The 16,468-nt window shown below is 39.4% G+C and carries 15 protein-coding genes; 4 read left to right on the top strand and 11 right to left on the bottom strand.

The features are described 5' to 3' along the window. Nucleotides 1–19: 19 nt before the first annotated feature. From HWV01_RS17745 to HWV01_RS17735, 3 genes are all read right to left on the bottom strand, one after another. Complete coding sequence (locus tag HWV01_RS17745) at nucleotides 20–532, bottom strand: hypothetical protein (protein WP_211672799.1); 513 nt, start codon at nucleotides 530–532, stop codon at nucleotides 20–22. A gap of 125 nt (nucleotides 533–657) precedes the next feature. After that, nucleotides 658–1,461 (bottom strand): hypothetical protein, encoded by an 804-nt coding sequence (locus HWV01_RS17740; RefSeq protein ID WP_211672798.1) that lies wholly within the window; start codon nucleotides 1,459–1,461, stop codon nucleotides 658–660. Between the two features lie 144 nt (nucleotides 1,462–1,605). Further along, entirely contained in the window at nucleotides 1,606–2,745 is a 1,140-nt protein-coding gene (locus HWV01_RS17735) for an HBL/NHE enterotoxin family protein (RefSeq protein ID WP_211672797.1), read from the bottom strand. Between the two features lie 716 nt (nucleotides 2,746–3,461). Here HWV01_RS17735 and elbB point away from each other — a divergent pair. Next, on the top strand, nucleotides 3,462–4,115 hold the full coding sequence (gene elbB / locus HWV01_RS17730) for an isoprenoid biosynthesis glyoxalase ElbB (protein ID WP_211672796.1): 654 nt from the start codon (nucleotides 3,462–3,464) through the stop codon (nucleotides 4,113–4,115). A gap of 163 nt (nucleotides 4,116–4,278) precedes the next feature. Here the strand turns inward: elbB and HWV01_RS17725 are convergent, their stop codons facing one another. The 5 genes from HWV01_RS17725 to HWV01_RS17705 all read right to left on the bottom strand — a co-directional run bounded on the left by HWV01_RS17725 (nucleotide 4,279) and on the right by HWV01_RS17705 (nucleotide 10,248). Continuing rightward, nucleotides 4,279–5,019: a YdiY family protein gene (locus HWV01_RS17725; RefSeq protein ID WP_211672795.1), complete on the bottom strand. Its 741-nt coding sequence runs from the start codon at nucleotides 5,017–5,019 to the stop codon at nucleotides 4,279–4,281. 106 nt (nucleotides 5,020–5,125) lie between these two features. Continuing rightward, nucleotides 5,126–6,475, bottom strand: coding sequence for a branched-chain amino acid transport system II carrier protein (gene brnQ / locus HWV01_RS17720; protein WP_211672794.1), 1,350 nt, complete (start codon nucleotides 6,473–6,475; stop codon nucleotides 5,126–5,128). Between the two features lie 467 nt (nucleotides 6,476–6,942). Then, nucleotides 6,943–8,154, bottom strand: a complete 1,212-nt coding sequence (locus HWV01_RS17715) for a DUF3103 family protein (RefSeq protein WP_211672793.1) — start codon at nucleotides 8,152–8,154, stop codon at nucleotides 6,943–6,945. Between the two features lie 304 nt (nucleotides 8,155–8,458). Further along, the gene (locus tag HWV01_RS17710) at nucleotides 8,459–9,328 is read right to left on the bottom strand and encodes a LysR family transcriptional regulator (RefSeq protein ID WP_211672792.1); all 870 of its coding nucleotides are present in this window, start codon (nucleotides 9,326–9,328) and stop codon (nucleotides 8,459–8,461) included. Nucleotides 9,329–9,369: 41 nt separating this feature from the next. Further along, nucleotides 9,370–10,248 carry an MBL fold metallo-hydrolase gene (locus HWV01_RS17705; RefSeq protein WP_211672791.1) on the bottom strand — a complete coding sequence of 293 codons (879 nt, stop codon included), beginning with the start codon at nucleotides 10,246–10,248 and terminating at the stop codon, nucleotides 9,370–9,372. Between the two features lie 393 nt (nucleotides 10,249–10,641). Between HWV01_RS17705 and HWV01_RS17700 the strand changes: the two genes are divergently transcribed. Further along, entirely contained in the window at nucleotides 10,642–11,370 is a 729-nt protein-coding gene (locus tag HWV01_RS17700; protein WP_211672790.1) for a hypothetical protein, read from the top strand. 138 nt (nucleotides 11,371–11,508) lie between these two features. Here the strand turns inward: HWV01_RS17700 and HWV01_RS17695 are convergent, their stop codons facing one another. Then, nucleotides 11,509–11,814 (bottom strand): hypothetical protein, encoded by a 306-nt coding sequence (locus HWV01_RS17695; protein ID WP_211672789.1) that lies wholly within the window; start codon nucleotides 11,812–11,814, stop codon nucleotides 11,509–11,511. Nucleotides 11,815–11,949: 135 nt separating this feature from the next. Then, entirely contained in the window at nucleotides 11,950–12,459 is a 510-nt protein-coding gene (locus HWV01_RS17690) for a DUF2165 family protein (RefSeq protein WP_211672788.1), read from the bottom strand. 379 nt (nucleotides 12,460–12,838) lie between these two features. Between HWV01_RS17690 and HWV01_RS17685 the strand changes: the two genes are divergently transcribed. Beyond that, entirely contained in the window at nucleotides 12,839–14,461 is a 1,623-nt protein-coding gene (locus tag HWV01_RS17685) for a methyl-accepting chemotaxis protein (protein WP_211672787.1), read from the top strand. 52 nt (nucleotides 14,462–14,513) lie between these two features. Here the strand turns inward: HWV01_RS17685 and HWV01_RS17680 are convergent, their stop codons facing one another. Continuing rightward, on the bottom strand, nucleotides 14,514–15,338 hold the full coding sequence (locus tag HWV01_RS17680) for a helix-turn-helix domain-containing protein (RefSeq protein ID WP_211672786.1): 825 nt from the start codon (nucleotides 15,336–15,338) through the stop codon (nucleotides 14,514–14,516). Nucleotides 15,339–15,422: 84 nt separating this feature from the next. Between HWV01_RS17680 and HWV01_RS17675 the strand changes: the two genes are divergently transcribed. Beyond that, the gene (locus HWV01_RS17675; RefSeq protein WP_211672785.1) at nucleotides 15,423–16,142 is read left to right on the top strand and encodes a glutamine amidotransferase; all 720 of its coding nucleotides are present in this window, start codon (nucleotides 15,423–15,425) and stop codon (nucleotides 16,140–16,142) included. Nucleotides 16,143–16,468: the final 326 nt, after the last annotated feature.

The following is a 16,468-nucleotide window of genomic DNA, read 5'->3' as shown; positions in this document are numbered from 1 at the left end:
GTGGGTAAACGAATAAAGATCAGCGACGACTTTGTTGATGCGTATAGCATGTTGGGCGAAATATGATATATAGAGAGATGGTGTAAGAGAGTCCTAGTGTCATTAGGGTCCCTAACTGTAATGTAAGGAAAAGCCATGACATAGGAGCATTCAGAGATAAGATAATGTAGACAAAATAGGTCGCGATCAATATATTTATTGCAGCGTAGATTTTGATATGTTTTTTTGTCCAAGATGAATTCGAAATCAACATACCTGCACTGACACAAGCTGTTAGCATCTCGTTAGTGAAGCCTTGTTCAACTTGATAGACTAGCACTAAGGCACTAGAGAGAAACAAGAATAAGATATGGTGTATGTAGATAAGCAGATTACGCCGTAGGATCTTAAAGTCCATAAGCATGAAAATATTGCTTGATAATATCAGTCCATAGAGCACTTCGATGCTAGGTATTATCTGACTGATAATCAGAGCGAACGCTATCCAGAAATGAAGGACCAATGAAATAAATCGAACTCGTTTTAATGTCATAACCATCCGATGTATTAATGGTCGTTTGATTTCGCATTAGCTTAGCATGGTGTGAGCCAATATTATCCCAGTGATCCTTATATGTTTCTTATATATTTCTTATGAATTTATTAATTGTGTATATCTCAAGATGCATCAACACCGAGTGTCTGTACTTCTGTAATTGCGGCTTTTATCTTGAGTTCAATAATCAGAAAAATGTTACTTTCATCTAAATCAGATTCAATGATTAGAATATCACTGCTTAGAAAGTCAACGGCATTTTTTACCCCTGATATTTTTTCCATTACTCCTCGGAAGTCTGTGCCCAGTAATTGACTGGCTGATTGCATTGTTTTTAGTGCGCGAATTTGATTGTTCAATGCATTGATTTGGCTTTCGTAATCGTTAACATCAGATTTCCATTTTAAATATAATCCGAGTGCAGTTGCTAAACCGATTAGACCAAAAGGACCTAAAGCGAGAAGATAATAATACTTCTTCTTTGTGGCCTCTTCTTTATCTTTAGCATAGTCTCGTTGTCCCTGTAATTTAAACATCTGTGTTGTTAAGTCAGACTCGATGGTTGCTAGTCGATTAAAATAGCTAAGTATTTGCAATGACGCTGTTTGTATTTGGTTAGTCGTTTCGTTTACGTCGGACTGTAATGTTATCGTTTCGTGTTTAACATTCTCTATTGCAGCCTGTATGCTTGGTAACGATTGATTGTTCGCAAGCATGGCATCTATTTCATTTAGCTCGGGAACGGACTTTTTGACAAAGCTAATAATGGTATGTTGTGTGGTTTGAACTGTCGATAGTATCGATGAAATAAGGGTTATTGATTCTGCCTGTATTTTCTGGGCCGCGGATGGCAAGCCAGAAAGGTGTGAGATCTGTTTTTCAGTAGCCTGCAAGTTTGTTACTGCTTGTGATAAATAACCATTCATTTGTGAACCTCCTGTGTTTTATGGTCACCACAAAACACGTGATCGATAGGAATTTGAATTATTTTATGAAGTATGGGGGAATGTACTTTTATTATTCGGATGAAGTTAGCATGCACCTACACTTGTAGGAACATGCTAAATTATTTATGCCGCGAGCGCTTCTGCAGCCTCAACGATTGCTTCACCTACTGTTTGCCCTGGTTTGGCTAGGATAATGGTTACGCCAGCCATCTGTCCTTTTATGGTATCAATATCCTTAAGCACTATTTGTATTATGCCGTTAGTTGCGGTCAACATCATTTCGCGCACGATACCAGTACTTATGATCCCTAATTGTAAATCACTAATCATACTGCCTAGATCACTCGCTAGGGATTCCCAAGCATTTTTCATTTGAGTTGCGGCAGTAACCGCATTGTTAACTTGGTTTACTAGGCTTTGATAACTACTACTAATTCCCGAGGCTAATTTAACCTCTGCTTCAAGCATTGATTCTTCTCTTAATAATCGGGATTTTTCATCATTCAGGTTTTTCAATGTGATAGCAGCAGCTACCTCGCCACCTATACCTCCTGCTACGATACCGATACCACCTACCACTAGCGGAGTGGTGGTTCCTGCCGTAACAAAGTCAGCAACACCGCCAACGACGATCATAAAAACACCGCCAGCAATAGTAAGACCACTCACGGCGATACCTGCAATTGCGCCATCTATTTTTCCTTGGATATTATCCAATTGTTTTTGATCTGACGCTAAGACACCATTATCTCCGTTAACAGCGGTATTAAGATTACCGACTGTTTTTGAAAAAGATTGGGAATCATGACTCAGATCCTTGGTTAATCCTTCCAGTGATGTTTTCACCCCATTTGCATCTTTCTGGTATTCTGCCGCTTTCACTTTGAGTACCGTGAGGAGCTCTACCCATTGCTCTTCTGTTGACCCTTCAGGCAATATTGTTGGAACTGCATTGTGTAGCGTGTAGTAATTATCAATATTGGCTATGTTCTTAATAATATTTGGTTGTATATTGTTTAAATAATTGGCTGCGTGGCCTTGGGCTGTTGCCAGTCCATCATTAATTTGTTTTTCGTAGAGCGCTAAATGTTGATTACCTGAAAAATCGACGCTTGGTTGTTCGTTAACGCTATTTGCATAGGTTTGGATGATGAGGGACTGGGCTGATTGCCCTTTGTTCGCTTTGTCTATATGACTTGCTGCGACACTTGGATTGCTTTTTTCGACACTTGGATTGCTTGTTACGACATTGAGATTAGACATATCAAATTCCTCTAGTAGCCTCGTATAGTGAATGGCTAGAGTTTCCTGAGGCCATTGGAAACTTAACCGTTGATTATCGTTGTGCGATATAAAAACTCTATTTTTCGTGGTGTTAATAACACTACACCCACTAACTATTTGAATGATATATTTATTTTAAATTTACATTAAAATTGGTTTATTAAACTGGATTACGCCGAGTTCCAAGTATTTGTGATCACTTATTCTCGTACTTGGTGGCGTATAACTCCTCCAACCTCTTGGTTGATATCATTAATTTTACGGTGCAAGCTAAAAATAGTTTACCCAGAAATTGGGGCGAGTAGATATTTGGTTATCAGATGAAATATTTGATAAATAGAGAATGTTCGGTCTGGCAGGTAAATCCTTATAATAAAAAAGTCCTGCAATGAATGCAGGACTTTATTATTCACGACGAGAATTAGAAATTTAATATTGTGTCTAATAATTTTAAGAGTTCATTAATTAATTCAAGCATGCTTTTTCCGTTTAAGGCATTACGGCTTATGAGCGGGGATTCTAGCATGTGTCGTTATTTTGCCGCCATTTTTAATTAATTTGGGTTAGGGTGCACGGTTCGTTAAGATAAATGGCTATTTTTCTTGTAGTTAATTTAAAAACTAATAGTATCAATGAGGTATGGTTTATCTGTCGTGAAGGTAGCCCCCTTTTTTTAAATACATAGGAAGTAAATAATGACTAAATTAGCAGTGATTTTATCTGGCTCTGGTGTTTATGATGGCTCAGAAATAAATGAAGCCGTTTTAACTTTATTATCTATTGAAGAGTCTGGCTCTACTTACGAGTGCTTTGCACCAGATATGGAACAAATGCATGTCGTTAATCACTTAACTGGCGAAGTGATGGTTAATGAAAGTCGTAATGTATTAGTTGAGTCGGCAAGAATTACAAGGGGTGATGTAAAACCTATTACAGAATTAAATGCGATTGATTTTGACGGATTAATCGTTGTAGGTGGTTTTGGTGCAGCTAAAAATTTAAGTGATTTTGCAATTAAAGGCGCAGAATTTTCAGCAATTAATGAGTTCATTAAAGTTGCCACTGATTTTAAAAACGCACAAAAAGTTGTTGGCTATATGTGTATAGCGCCAATGCTACTGACTGCAGTATATGATGATATTACCCTAACGATAGGTAATGATGCTGATACCGCAAAAACACTTGAAGGGCTTGGCGCTAAACACGAAGTGAAAGATGTGACCAGTGTTTCTATTGATATTGAGAATCGAGTTGTAACAACGCCAGCTTATATGCTTGCGAATAGTCTTTTAGAAGCAAGAGTAGGGATTAAAAATCTAGTTGATTCTGTTGTGTCGTTAAGTCAGTAATTAAAGTTTCCATTGTGTGATATAGATGGAAATAATTAACGCCGTAATCCTAAACTACGGCGTTAATCTATACCACTACACAATATTCAGTAATAGGGTATCGTTCCCACTCTCATCGTATGTAACCTTTGTTTGCAATATTGAACTTGAACCCCTTAAGAGGTTAGAAAGCATATAGCAGAGTCATATTCGTTTCAGTATCTGTGTTTTCTTTATCGTCGAGAGGGGAATCGTTATAACGTACAGTAACGGCAAATTTCATTGCTAATGCGCCAATAATATTTGCTGTTATTGATGTTTCAGAGCGCCCTTCGAAGTCTTCGCCATGCTCGACAACAAACATCTGCTTAAACTTAGAGCTTTTAGATATCTTAGTTTCAAAGTTTATTACTCCATGCGCAATCCAGCTGTCTTCAGTATCATAGCCGGCTTCAGCCGCACTCTCACTGTCTAAACGTTTATATTTATAACCAGGACCGACTTCAATATTAAGCTGAGTCTTGCCATTATCAATAAACCTATGGCCGTAACCGGAAGAAGCTGTTGAGGTAGAGCTAAAACCGGTGAAGGGGTCGATTTCATGGTTTGCGGTCACAAATATATAGCTTAAATTGGATAATTTATAGTTGCCCTGGATCCGGCCAAAATAACGTTTTCCTGTGACTTCACCTGTATCCTCTTTGTATAAAGCTTCAATTAAATACTGATTTTCCCAGTTATCGAGTTCGTGCTTCATATCTAAACGGCCTTTTATTGAGGTCGTTTCTGTATTACCTGTGGTTAACGTCGCTCCTAGCTCTGCATCTCCACCAAAGGCCTTGTTTTCCCCGACGAGACCTGTATTGGCTTGAGCTGAAAAAGGTGCCGCCATTAAAATAGCAGATGCTATCAAAATCTTTTTCATTGTAGTTCTACTCCGAAAGGTAAAATCCCTTAAACCTTAGTTTGGTAAATTTTTAATTATTTGTATTTAATTATTTGTATTTAATTATTTGTTTTTAATTTTGTTATCAGCGCTCATAATCGGTGAGATTAGATGGTGAATTTAGACGATAATCAACACAACCAAATATCTTCTCTGCAGTGGATGTACGGCCAATGATCACGGTAGTAATTAGTATTAATACCGATGGTAACAACCAACTTGCATGGGCATTATAAAGCGGCAGATAATGAACAAATAATGCATTAAATTCGAGAGGCATTTTACCCAAAATATTGACCGCATCTAGGATACCAAACAGGGTTGCAGTGATTAACATACCGCTGTGGGTAAGGCGTGATACTGTGAATATCGACGCAGTAAAAGAGGCTAATGTTAGCGCGATAGCAATCGGACATAATACTAAAATAGCAGGTAGACTAACTTTTAGGATTTCGTCTAGACCAAAGTTTGCAATAACACCAGTAAGCACGACAATGATTGCTGCTGTGAAACCAAAATGGGCTTTAAAGGTATCTTGGTAATATTCAGCACAGGCATTGGTTAAGCCTACCGTCGTTGTTAAACAGGCCATGATAATAATTGCGGCAAGTAAGTACTGACCATATTGACCAAATGCCTCTGCAACATAGCGCGTTAGAATAACGCTACCATTCATGCCGTGTTCTGCAATCGTGGCTGATGTTGCCCCAACATAGCCCATCACGATATAACAAGCACTCATTAAAACAGCATATATACCTGCAATCTTAATTGAGCTAGATGCAATACCTTGTTGGCTAGTGATCCCTTTTGCTTTGATTGCCTGGATTATAACCCAACCAAAACCCACTGCAGCAATTGCATCCATAGTCATATAGCCTTGAATTAGACCGCTAGTGACAGCGCTATGTTGATAATCGCCATACGGGGCAGTAGGCAGACCTAAAGGATGAATAAATGCGCTGAAACCTAATCCACACAGAAGTAAGATTAAGGCTGGTGTTATTATTTTTCCGATATAGGTAACAATATTGCCTGGCTTGAAGGCAAGTAATAAGGTAATAGCAGAAAAAATGATAGAAAATAGGAGAAGATGGTCGCTTTCTAAGAATGGTTTTATGCCCATTTCATAGGCAACTGTGACCGCTCTTGGCATGCCAAAAGCTGGGCCAATTGCGGTGAATAGTAAAACCCAAAATGTTGCCCCTAACCAGTTAGGTAGCGCTTTGGTTAGGTTACGAATATTGCCAATACGCCCTAAAACAATGATAGTAAATGTGGGTAACCCAACGGCCGTGAGTAAAAATCCCCCCATTGCAGAAGATAATGATGTGCCAGCATTAAGTCCCATCGCTGGTGGAAAGATCAAGTTACCAGCACCGAGAAAGAGTGCGAAGGTCATAAGACCGATGACGAAAATGTCTTGAGTTTTCAAACGTTATACCTGCAAAGTTTTGACGTTATAGATAACCATCGGCAGTGTTTGCACAATGAGCTATACATCTATGATTGAGATTGGTTCCGCAGATTTGCTGAAAAGAAGATATGTAATTTGATCGTATCCCCCGTCAGCTAGGCTGACGGAAGTTTACCCGCCAGCCTAGTAAATAATCACTAGGATAATAGCGGTAATAATTCGTTTTAGTTGTTTTGTAGCCATAGTCGACGAGTCGACCCAGTCATGTGTTACTTGGGTCGATGCTAAGTTTTTTTTAATTGTATGTTCAAACAAGGCTGAGTACATAACTTAACAACTTCTAATATGCGATCGAATTAATGTAATAACATATACAGAAAACGTAGAGTTGTATATAAGCTTTCATTATATTTTTGTCAAACGCCGTAATCCAAAAGACGACGGCGTTAATTTATACGATTACACAATATTCAGTAATAGGTCATTTACCTTGGATCAATAACCAGAGGTATAAATGTCGCCCTTGCATTACCACCTGCCGCATAGTGATCTGTGTATGTTTTACCTTCTTCTAAGGTATAGTACGCATCCACAAAATCATCGTCATTAGTAAACCAAGCATCAGGTAACGCTTTGATGATTCCGTTAGTAATCGTGGCTATAATAGCAAAGCCTTGTACTTCAGGATCTGGGATCGATTTTAAAATTGTCTCGGCAGCAGATACAAGCAGTGTAGCAATCTCTTTGTAATTAGTACCATCATCATGCTCCATCAATATAATATCAGCTGCAGCCCAACGATAGCGCTCCCAATGAATGACGACCTGATTTGGGTAGTATTCTTTCTCAGCATAATCAAGATAAGGCATTTCAATGATATCAAGCACTGGCTCATCGCGGGTAGGGTTAACGCCATTCACTATCGCGTATACCTCAGCTGCACCTGATATCCAAGGTTCCTGATCGTCCTGTAAGCTTATCTGCTTAATTAAGGTCGTCGATATCGGTTTATCCCCAGATTTAGAAACGCTTCGCTGAGGATCGGCAGACTTGAGCTGTTTTTTTGAATTTGTGTTTTGAGCTAAGATCTCGCGCATTACCGCTAGCCCTTCACGTGTCGTTTGTTGTTTATCTAATTCAACCACGAAAACTGGTCTGTCTGGCAGCTGATACACATCTAGCAGCTGAATATCACCATTTACATCATAGGCTTCAATATTAGCCCAGTCTTTATCATTCCCTTCTGGCTCGAAGGCAAATAATGGTGATACGCCTTGCTGCCAGTCGCTCAGCATACTTGCATCTGCGAGACGAAATTGAACCAAGTTAGGATTATCACTGCCCTTAAAAGCAGATTTATTCAGTGCTTTACTCGATAAACCTTTTGCGGAACGAATTGCTTGCTCACTTTTATGTAATGCCTGAGTTGCAACCCCACTAGATTGCAATACTTGATCCGCATTAACAGTTAAATTATATCGATTGATGTCAGATTGTAGAGTCGGCAAGACTTGAGTGTATTGTCGGCTCAGCTCCAATGCTATTTCACGTTTAGCACTCGTAACACTGATACCGTAGTCTGGTCGCTTCTGAACTATTTGTTTTGTATCGTCAAGTTTCGCTGCAGAAGCAAAGGAGGAATTAATTAAAGTTAAAGGCGCTACTACGATCAGCATCGCTAAAGTCATTTTTTTCATATAATGTCCTTATTAATTGTTACTCATTTAAACTACTTTTGAGTTCATCGCGAATCGTATTGATAACTATTATCACTGTCAAAGGCTTTGTTTCAACTTTGTTGATCTAGATTGTTTTTTCTGTATTTTTGGATTTCTAGTGTTATGAAGATCACTATTCACTTATGGATATAAAAGTACTTTTTTGAGGGATTCTTCCCTGCATTTGTCAATGTTGGCTATGTGTCTGCCTATGATACAGCTTTAATAATGCTGACGGCTACAGTCGCATTTGGTAGTGTGAACCTTGCTTTCAACGGGTGCGTTAGTTGCGGTTAGGGCATAGCAAGCGATTTATTAGCGCCATAAAATCGGGCTGCTGCAAACGATTAGAGGCGAACGTTATCCCTACTTGACGTTCTATTTTTTCTACCCCTGTTATGTTTGAAATGGGGATCGCTGTGTAATTTTCATGTTCAAGCTGCTCGGTCGTTAGTGGGGCGAGCAAAAGTCCTATTTGTTGCTCTACCAATGCTAGCGCCCATTCTTCGGTATCAACCGATGCCACACGTTCTATTTGCAGTTCACGCATATAATCCATCAATAGACACATATTGTTACACTGTCTACGTTCAATCATAGCGACACCGTGCAGCTGCTCTAATGTGACATGTGTTTTAAAACCTAGCGCATGATTGTTAGGAATAATTAAGTAGTACTGATCTTGCCACAAGGGGTGGAATGCCGTTAAACTTTTTTTGCTGTCGCAGTTTAAATAATCGTTTGGGTAATCACTGCCTAAATAAATATCTGCGGTACTATCGCTAGTTAAATGCAACAACCATTGGGGACAATGCTGTTGCAGCTGAGACATGAGCCGTTTTAAATAGACTAAACTTATGTCTGCTTGCACTGCAACTGTGACGGTTTGCCGTGATTGCTGAGGGTTAAAATAATCGAACATTGATCCTGCTTGATTTAACAAGGCTTTACTATGTTGATAAAACTGTTGTCCGGCAGAAGTCGGAGTCACCCCCTTTTTATGACGAGTCAACAGGACTGTATCAAACTCGGACTCCAGTTTATTAATGGCTATCGTGATTGAAGGCTGAGCAACAAAGCATTGTTTTGATGCCCCGGTGATGCTACCAGCGTCGACAGCTGCAACAAAATATTTCAACGATTTTAAATCCACCGAGTACCTCTTTTTATGGCGTGTGAATCTAATTTAAAAGATCACATTAAAAATTTAGGATAGCGCGGCAACGTTGCAGCGACTATTTCATCATGAGCTGGAACAATAACTAACTTTTTATTTTGTATGGTCAATTGATGCAATTTTTCAACCATATTATCGGATTGCTGTTGATCGTAATTGAGATCCACTAACCATTTCACTAATCCGCTGCGGCCTACATTATTGTTCACGCCTTTAATTGACCATGTGCTATCGCCAATAAACAGATATTCGTTATTAACCAGTACACCTATCTGACCATGGGTGTGACCAGACAGGTCGAGCAAGATGACAGAACCATCATCAAAAATATCTAAACTAGCTGAAAAACCTAATACATTTTTCTTATTTAATGAGATGAAATTCCAGTTTATCGCGGGATCATCAAATTGGCTTTGAATAAAGGCTGGTGGTGCATGTTTTTTTGCGGTTTCAAGTCCATTTTTCTGCACCCATACTGGTGTATTAAAAGTGATAAAATCTTCAATGCCAGATACATGATCCCAATGTAAATGGGTAGGTATGATGGCTTTTAATCGTTTGAAGTCATAGTCTTGATTTTGTAGCTGGTCTATCACTGGCACAGCCTTAGTGTAAGCAAATAACTGCCGGTCAAACCAGCTCATGGCCGTCACTTGATTATCTACGTCTCTACCAAGGCCGGTATCAATTAATAAATCTCCTTGTTCATGTTGAATGAGTACTGCATTGTGCTCGAGCTGACGTTTTTTAAACCAGTCCCCACCCGATACAATAAGACCTTCAGAACTGCTCGCAGATTGCCCTGTATTGATGACCGAGAAATTTACCTTAGTCGCCGCGTTTAAGCTGAAAGTAAACACACTTGCCATAATGACAATAACAGCTATATTTTTCATTATTATTACTCCTCAGAAAGATGGAGTTATAATATGCAGCATCAATATATATGTAAAATATACTATATTTATGATAATGACATATTTTTGTTATAGATAGAGTATTATGAGATACCTCATCAAGTTGCAGGTGTTTTTAATCGTCTGTTTATCGTGCTCGGGATTAGACTCGAGGAGCTGAGTAAGTTATACCCAATCGCTTGTTCATTCCCTGTTAACGGCTTAGGGTTTGAATTCATTCTGTTTACCATTTACACCTTATTGTGTTCTCGCTCAGATTAGTTATATCACCTGTTACGTTGTTTTTTAATGTTACATTTCAGTGTTAACGACTTTATTGCGAAATAAATATGGTGTTCTATACTTTTTGTCTATGTTGTTCTGGTTTTTTTTATGATTAATGAACTAGGTGGAAAAATGAAAAGATTAACAAGTATTTTATTGGTTGCTTTTGTGGTCTTGGGGCTTTCGGCGTGCGGTGGTAGTTCTAGCGGCGAAGTCACAGCTACTCAGGTAAAAAGTGGTATTTATTCTGGTTCTTGGACGGCTAGTGATGGTTCGAGCGGTGTTCTTGCTGCCCAGGTGTCAGGCAATAAATTGTACGCCGTGTCTAATGATTTGAAATATTTGCAATTGGAACTTTCGTTGAATGGTATCGTGGTTACGACAAAAGGCAGATTCTATTCTGATAGCGGCTCAGCGACTGTGGATGGCGCTATTACAGGTAGTGGTACCTTAAAGGGGGATACCGTTACCATGACTCTGACGCTCTTTGATGGACAAGAAAGTCAAGTGGTGCTTACGCGTTCGGATATTTCTGATGATGCGTCTAGTTTTGATATTATGCAGGGTGACTATAAATCGTTAGACCAAATTGTTGATATTAACTTAAGTGCTGTTGGTGCGGTGTCTGGTAGCGATACAGACGGTTGTAAATACAGCGGCGATATTAGCATTATTGATGCAAAAATCAATGTGTATGCACTAACGCTGACAATTGCTGATTGTCCGGCTATCGCTGGAGTTTATACCGGCTTTATAAGCCGCTATAAAAAGGATGGCAGTATCATCAGTGGGATTTTCGGTAACGAATCAGCTTTGGCAGGGATTATCTTGAAATAAATAAGGTTTTTTAAAAATTAGTCGCGCTCAGGTGGTGCGACTTTTTATACTTGCGTTTCACCAATGGATTGACCTCTTTAGCTCCTCGCTAGCTCTTCGCTAAGATTGTGAACAACAAAGCTTAATGAGGACGTTGAGTTATACTAACTCAGGCCCTAAACGTAGACGCGCTTCGTAGTCGTCGTAATAATCGTTCTCTGCTAATAAAACAGTTAACCTGTCTAAAGTGAAATCCTGATTGTTTATGCCATTTTCTAAACGTTGTAAGCAATGACCAATGGCAGTTTGCTCGTCTTGCTCTAAATATTCACGGCAAAAATACAGTGGCGGTAGGCCATAAGCAAATGAGGTTAATTGGGCAATGTGCATCGCATCGAGTTGCTGCGTTAATTGTGCGAGTGAAATATTAGCAGTTGATTGATTTTCTTGACAGGTATTAGACATTGAAAGCGCTCGTATAAGAAAGACCTAAACAGTCTACAGTAAATCTATTTATTACTGTAGCGTATCTGTCGGTTTAGTCTGTTCGTGGCCTTTTCTGCATAAATTCATTGGGTAATATTCGCTATACCGCTTACCCTAAGCACATTCTTTTTCTTCTGGTGTTGGAATTAACACATAAATCATCGAGACAAGGATAAATGTTGCAAAAGTATACGCTTTTATTTGACCATTCCATTGATTTGCCCACATCGAAAACCATTCACCACCGTTAACTGCAAAGCCGAGGTACCAGAGTGCAGTCGCGACTGTGCCGCCGAATAAGAAGAAAATTTGCCCCTGCGAAAAGCCTGCTTTATTGATATTTTTAGCCATTACGATGCCACCGATTAAACCAAAGGTACCGGCCAATAACTCAGCAATAATAATAACGACATAGCTGATGAGGTGAAAGGTTGGATTAGTCACAGTGCGATATTCAATGGCATTGGCGTCAAACATCGAATTTATCGTCAAAGCATGCTGTACAAATTGATAGTTAGCATTGAAATTAAGTATATTAGCGATACCGACAAGTAGGCATAAAAGACTAATAGACATACTAAGAACTACTTTAGACATTCGGTGAATGAGGGCAAAATTCATCATGGTATTAAACTCCTATCGGCCGTGGTGGTGAAATGAATTTATATTTCATACTATGCTTAATCGGTATTCTAACGATAATAATTAGTAAAATAGCCCTATTCACCAAGCTAGATTAACTATTTTAGTTATAGCTGTTTTAAGGTGCATTTAGCGTGAAAGGTTGTTTTTATTGTGTTTTTAGCTTGCGGGTATAACGAATGAGACCTCAATCTTAATATTACTGACACAATACTTAATAGTGGTTAGTTTAACGCGTCGAAAATTGATCTAAGTTCGAAATTTTAACCTGTTATGTGGTTTAATTAGGACACATCGTAAAGTTTTATTAATTTAGCCGATAAGCATTATGTCCTCCCATTTGTTGATAGAAGTACGTACTATGAATCTGAAGAAACAATCTTATTTACTTGCTGGTATCATACTGTTAGCACTGGTCGCCATTACTGTAGTGGGGCTTTGGACGTTAAAAGCATCAAGCTCGGCAGATAATAAATCCCGTGTGACTGAAATATTTCAAACAACGTATAATTTCATTAACGATATGGAAAAAATGGTCGCGAGTGGCGAAATAGAAGAAGCCCAAGCCAAACAGATCGCGATTCAGGTACTGAGAAATAATATTTATAAAGACAATGAATACGTGTACGTCGCAGATGAAAACCTTATTTTCTTGGCTGCGCCACTTGACCCACAATTGCATGGCACTAGCTTTCATGATTTTAAAGACAGTAAGGGTCAGAGTGTCGGTCAGATATTAATAAATTCGGTGAATCGTCAAACGTCTAAAATAGCGGAATATACTTGGACGCAGCGATTGGCTGATGGTTCGATTGAGGAAAAAAATTCAATCGCGAAAAAAACAGTACGCTGGGGTTGGGTTGTTGGTACCGGTATTGGCGAAAATGAAGTGAATGCACGTTTTTGGTCTAGTGCTAAATGGCAGTTCACTTTATGCTTTATTGTTGCGAGTTTTATTTTAGCGCTGTTAATTATGGCGATAAAACGCATGATAGCGATCATAGGTGGTGAGCCTCAGGATGTGCTGTTTGCGATCCAGTCGGTTGCGGATGGTAAAATTACCACATCATTTAACGACTATGTACCAAAAGACAGCATTTACGGTGCGGTGCAAACCATGAGTATGTCACTGGGCGAACTGGTTCAACACCTGAGTAAAGCACTGAACGCGTTAAGTACAGAACTAGACGGTGTTGATTCTCGCTCTAAGTTGATTAGCCAATTGACGGACACGCAGCAGCAGTCTACTGCGATGATTGCGACAGCTATGACAGAAATGGCGTCGTCAGCCAATGGTGTTGCAGATTCTGCACAAGCAACGGCGCAGAATACCCTCGACGCTGATAAACAAAGTGTCGATACGCATAACTTAATTAATAGCACAGTAAATAATATCCAAGGGCTTGCAGAGCAGCTTAATACAGCCAGTTCTGCGGTGTCGGCATTAGATGATGATGTACATAACATCACTAAAATCTTAGATGTGATAGGTGATATTGCCGGACAAACTAATTTACTTGCGCTAAATGCTGCAATTGAAGCTGCGCGTGCGGGTGAACAAGGCCGTGGCTTTGCAGTGGTTGCCGATGAAGTGAGAAACCTAGCTGGGCGAACACAAGACTGCACTAAACAAATTCAACAAATGGTGACGAACCTGCAAACAGGTTCTCGTAATGCAATTTCAACCATGGATATTTGTGCTGAAACCAGCGCTAGCACAGTGACGGAGTCACAGCATGCATCCGAGGCCTTGGCTAAAATTGTGACAGCGCTAGAAATCATTTCATCAATGAGCCATGAAATCGCGACCGCAGCAGCAGAGCAAAGAGTGGTGGGCGAAGATATTGCGATGCAGGTGAATATGATTGAAGAAAGTAGCTGTAAACTATCAAGTACTGTTTCTAGTGGTGAGCAAAGCGCGGAAACATTAGTGAAACTAACGGATGATTTAGCCAGTTGGTTGAATAAATTCCAAGTGAGATAACAGTTTGTTAAAGTAGATTGGGGCGTGATCTTACAGTTACTGGTAGTGCTGTTTATAACGCCTCATAAATTCGATGATCCCTTAAGCGAAACTGCTGTGGTGTTAGGCTAAAGCGTTCTTTAAATGCTTTTATATAAGAGGAGTCATTGTGATAGCCCACCTGATGCGCCACGTTTTGTATTGAAAGTCCTGACTCTAGCAAAGGCAGTGAGTGTATTAGGCGTAAATGTTGTCGCCACAAAGCAAAGGAGGTATTGAACTCTTTAGCAAATATGCGAGAAAGCGTTCGTTCAGATGCCCCAACTATCTCCCCCCATTTTGACAATGTTAAATCGAGATCTGGTTTTTCAGTCAGCTGCTCAAAGATCATCTTTATTCTTCGGTCTTTTGGAATTAATAATTTAAATTTGAAAGACTCACTCGTATGGATTTGGTCATACAATACCTCAATTAAACGTAACGTTTTGCCATGTGATGTCACTATCTCTGCTTGGCATTGCTGTTTAATCATTAATATCAATTCTTTGAGAAAAGGAGTCATTGAAACCTGCTTAAGTCGCTGCTCATTATTTATATCATGACATCGCCCATATTGGGGATTGATATACAGACCAATAAACGTGGTATTGGTTATGGCAATTGATTCATGGCAGACACCTGCTGGAATAAAGATCGCAGTGGTATGGGGTACAAGGAACTGATATTCATCCGCTTCCGTTTGTATTAGCCCTTGGATTGGGAATATCAGCTGATGCCAGGTGTGATGATGTAGCTTGTCTACAAAGCCCTTATGCATTTCGATTGTTTTGACCAGCGCGAGGGCATGCTGATTTTGCTCTATTAATGTGTTCGCAGATAGTGCTTGGCGGATTGGCATGGTTATGTGTCTCAATGGCCTTATTCAGTCATCATGGGGTGAGTGTAACATAAAGCCAATAGCCTGAATCATTATAGAGGAAATATGAGAATTCATTTTATTGAGCATGAGTCTTACGAAGGGCCGGGGTATTTCACTGAGTGGGCACATCTAAATAACTATCAAGTTAGCTTCACTCGCGTTTACTTAAATGAAGCATTAGTTTATGAAGATGAAGCATTTGATCTTCTTGTTATATTGGGCGGGCCGCAGAACCCACGCACCCGCAAAGAGGAGTGTCCGCACTTTGATAGCCTTGGCGAGCAAGCATTCATTAAACAGGCAATCGCGAATAACAAAGCCGTTATTGGAGTTTGTTTGGGGGCGCAGTTAATTGGTGAAGCTTTAGGTGCTGCGTACCAAACAAGCCCTGAGCAAGAGATTGGTTACTTTCCTATTGAGATGACAGAGCATGGGCACATCGATTCAAAATTAGCAGAGTTTGATTTAGCTGAGGTTGTGGGTCATTGGCATAATGATATGCCGGGATTGACAAGTGACAGTGTGGTATTGGCGGTAAGTAAAGGATGTCCACGACAAATCGTGCGATATTCAAGGTTAGTCTATGGTTTTCAGTGTCACCTTGAGTTTATAAGTGAGCAGTTGCCTCCTTTGATTGAACATGATCAGTTAGCATTTAATACTGACTCAAGAGGTAAGTATATTCAAGATCCGAGTTCGATCCTTAAACATTCGACAGCACGCATGAATCAATTATTGGGTGGTTTTTTGGATGAATTAGTGCAGGCTTATCGTGATGGTTGATTGCCAGGATAGGTAGTGTGCTAAGTAGATATTTAGCCGTTCTACCGTACTTCAGCCACCTTTTTCACTTGAAGCTACAATGCGATCGTGTTTTTATCATTATATTGATTTAAATCAACTTCCTGGTACCTACAAAGGGGTGGCTTGCTTGTGTTGACTAAAAAAAACACATAGAATCAGCGTGATCATAAGGTTGTTCAACAATTATAAGGGTTTAACAAAAATAAATAGTAAAAATACAAGCTATTCTAAAAATAGATTTAAATATTAGATTGGTTTTTATCTTACTTTTTCATTTAATTTGTTGTGGTTGATTATGATGAGCC

The sequence above is a fragment of the Moritella sp. 5 genome (genome assembly GCF_018219455.1).
In the GTDB taxonomy this organism is placed as follows: Bacteria; Pseudomonadota; Gammaproteobacteria; order Enterobacterales; family Moritellaceae; genus Moritella.
This window is presented reverse-complemented; position numbering and strand designations above follow the sequence as displayed.

Coding starts and splice junctions, on each gene's coding strand:
- HWV01_RS17745 (WP_211672799.1), bottom strand. CDS start 532: ATGACATTAAAACGAGTTCGATTTATTTCATTGGTCCTTCATTTCTGG.
- HWV01_RS17740 (WP_211672798.1), bottom strand. CDS start 1,461: ATGAATGGTTATTTATCACAAGCAGTAACAAACTTGCAGGCTACTGAA.
- HWV01_RS17735 (WP_211672797.1), bottom strand. CDS start 2,745: ATGTCTAATCTCAATGTCGTAACAAGCAATCCAAGTGTCGAAAAAAGC.
- elbB (WP_211672796.1), top strand. CDS start 3,462: ATGACTAAATTAGCAGTGATTTTATCTGGCTCTGGTGTTTATGATGGC.
- HWV01_RS17725 (WP_211672795.1), bottom strand. CDS start 5,019: ATGAAAAAGATTTTGATAGCATCTGCTATTTTAATGGCGGCACCTTTT.
- HWV01_RS17715 (WP_211672793.1), bottom strand. CDS start 8,154: ATGAAAAAAATGACTTTAGCGATGCTGATCGTAGTAGCGCCTTTAACT.
- HWV01_RS17705 (WP_211672791.1), bottom strand. CDS start 10,248: ATGAAAAATATAGCTGTTATTGTCATTATGGCAAGTGTGTTTACTTTC.
- HWV01_RS17700 (WP_211672790.1), top strand. CDS start 10,642: ATGATTAATGAACTAGGTGGAAAAATGAAAAGATTAACAAGTATTTTA.
- HWV01_RS17695 (WP_211672789.1), bottom strand. CDS start 11,814: ATGTCTAATACCTGTCAAGAAAATCAATCAACTGCTAATATTTCACTC.
- HWV01_RS17690 (WP_211672788.1), bottom strand. CDS start 12,459: ATGATGAATTTTGCCCTCATTCACCGAATGTCTAAAGTAGTTCTTAGT.
- HWV01_RS17685 (WP_211672787.1), top strand. CDS start 12,839: ATGAATCTGAAGAAACAATCTTATTTACTTGCTGGTATCATACTGTTA.
- HWV01_RS17680 (WP_211672786.1), bottom strand. CDS start 15,338: ATGCCAATCCGCCAAGCACTATCTGCGAACACATTAATAGAGCAAAAT.
- HWV01_RS17675 (WP_211672785.1), top strand. CDS start 15,423: ATGAGAATTCATTTTATTGAGCATGAGTCTTACGAAGGGCCGGGGTAT.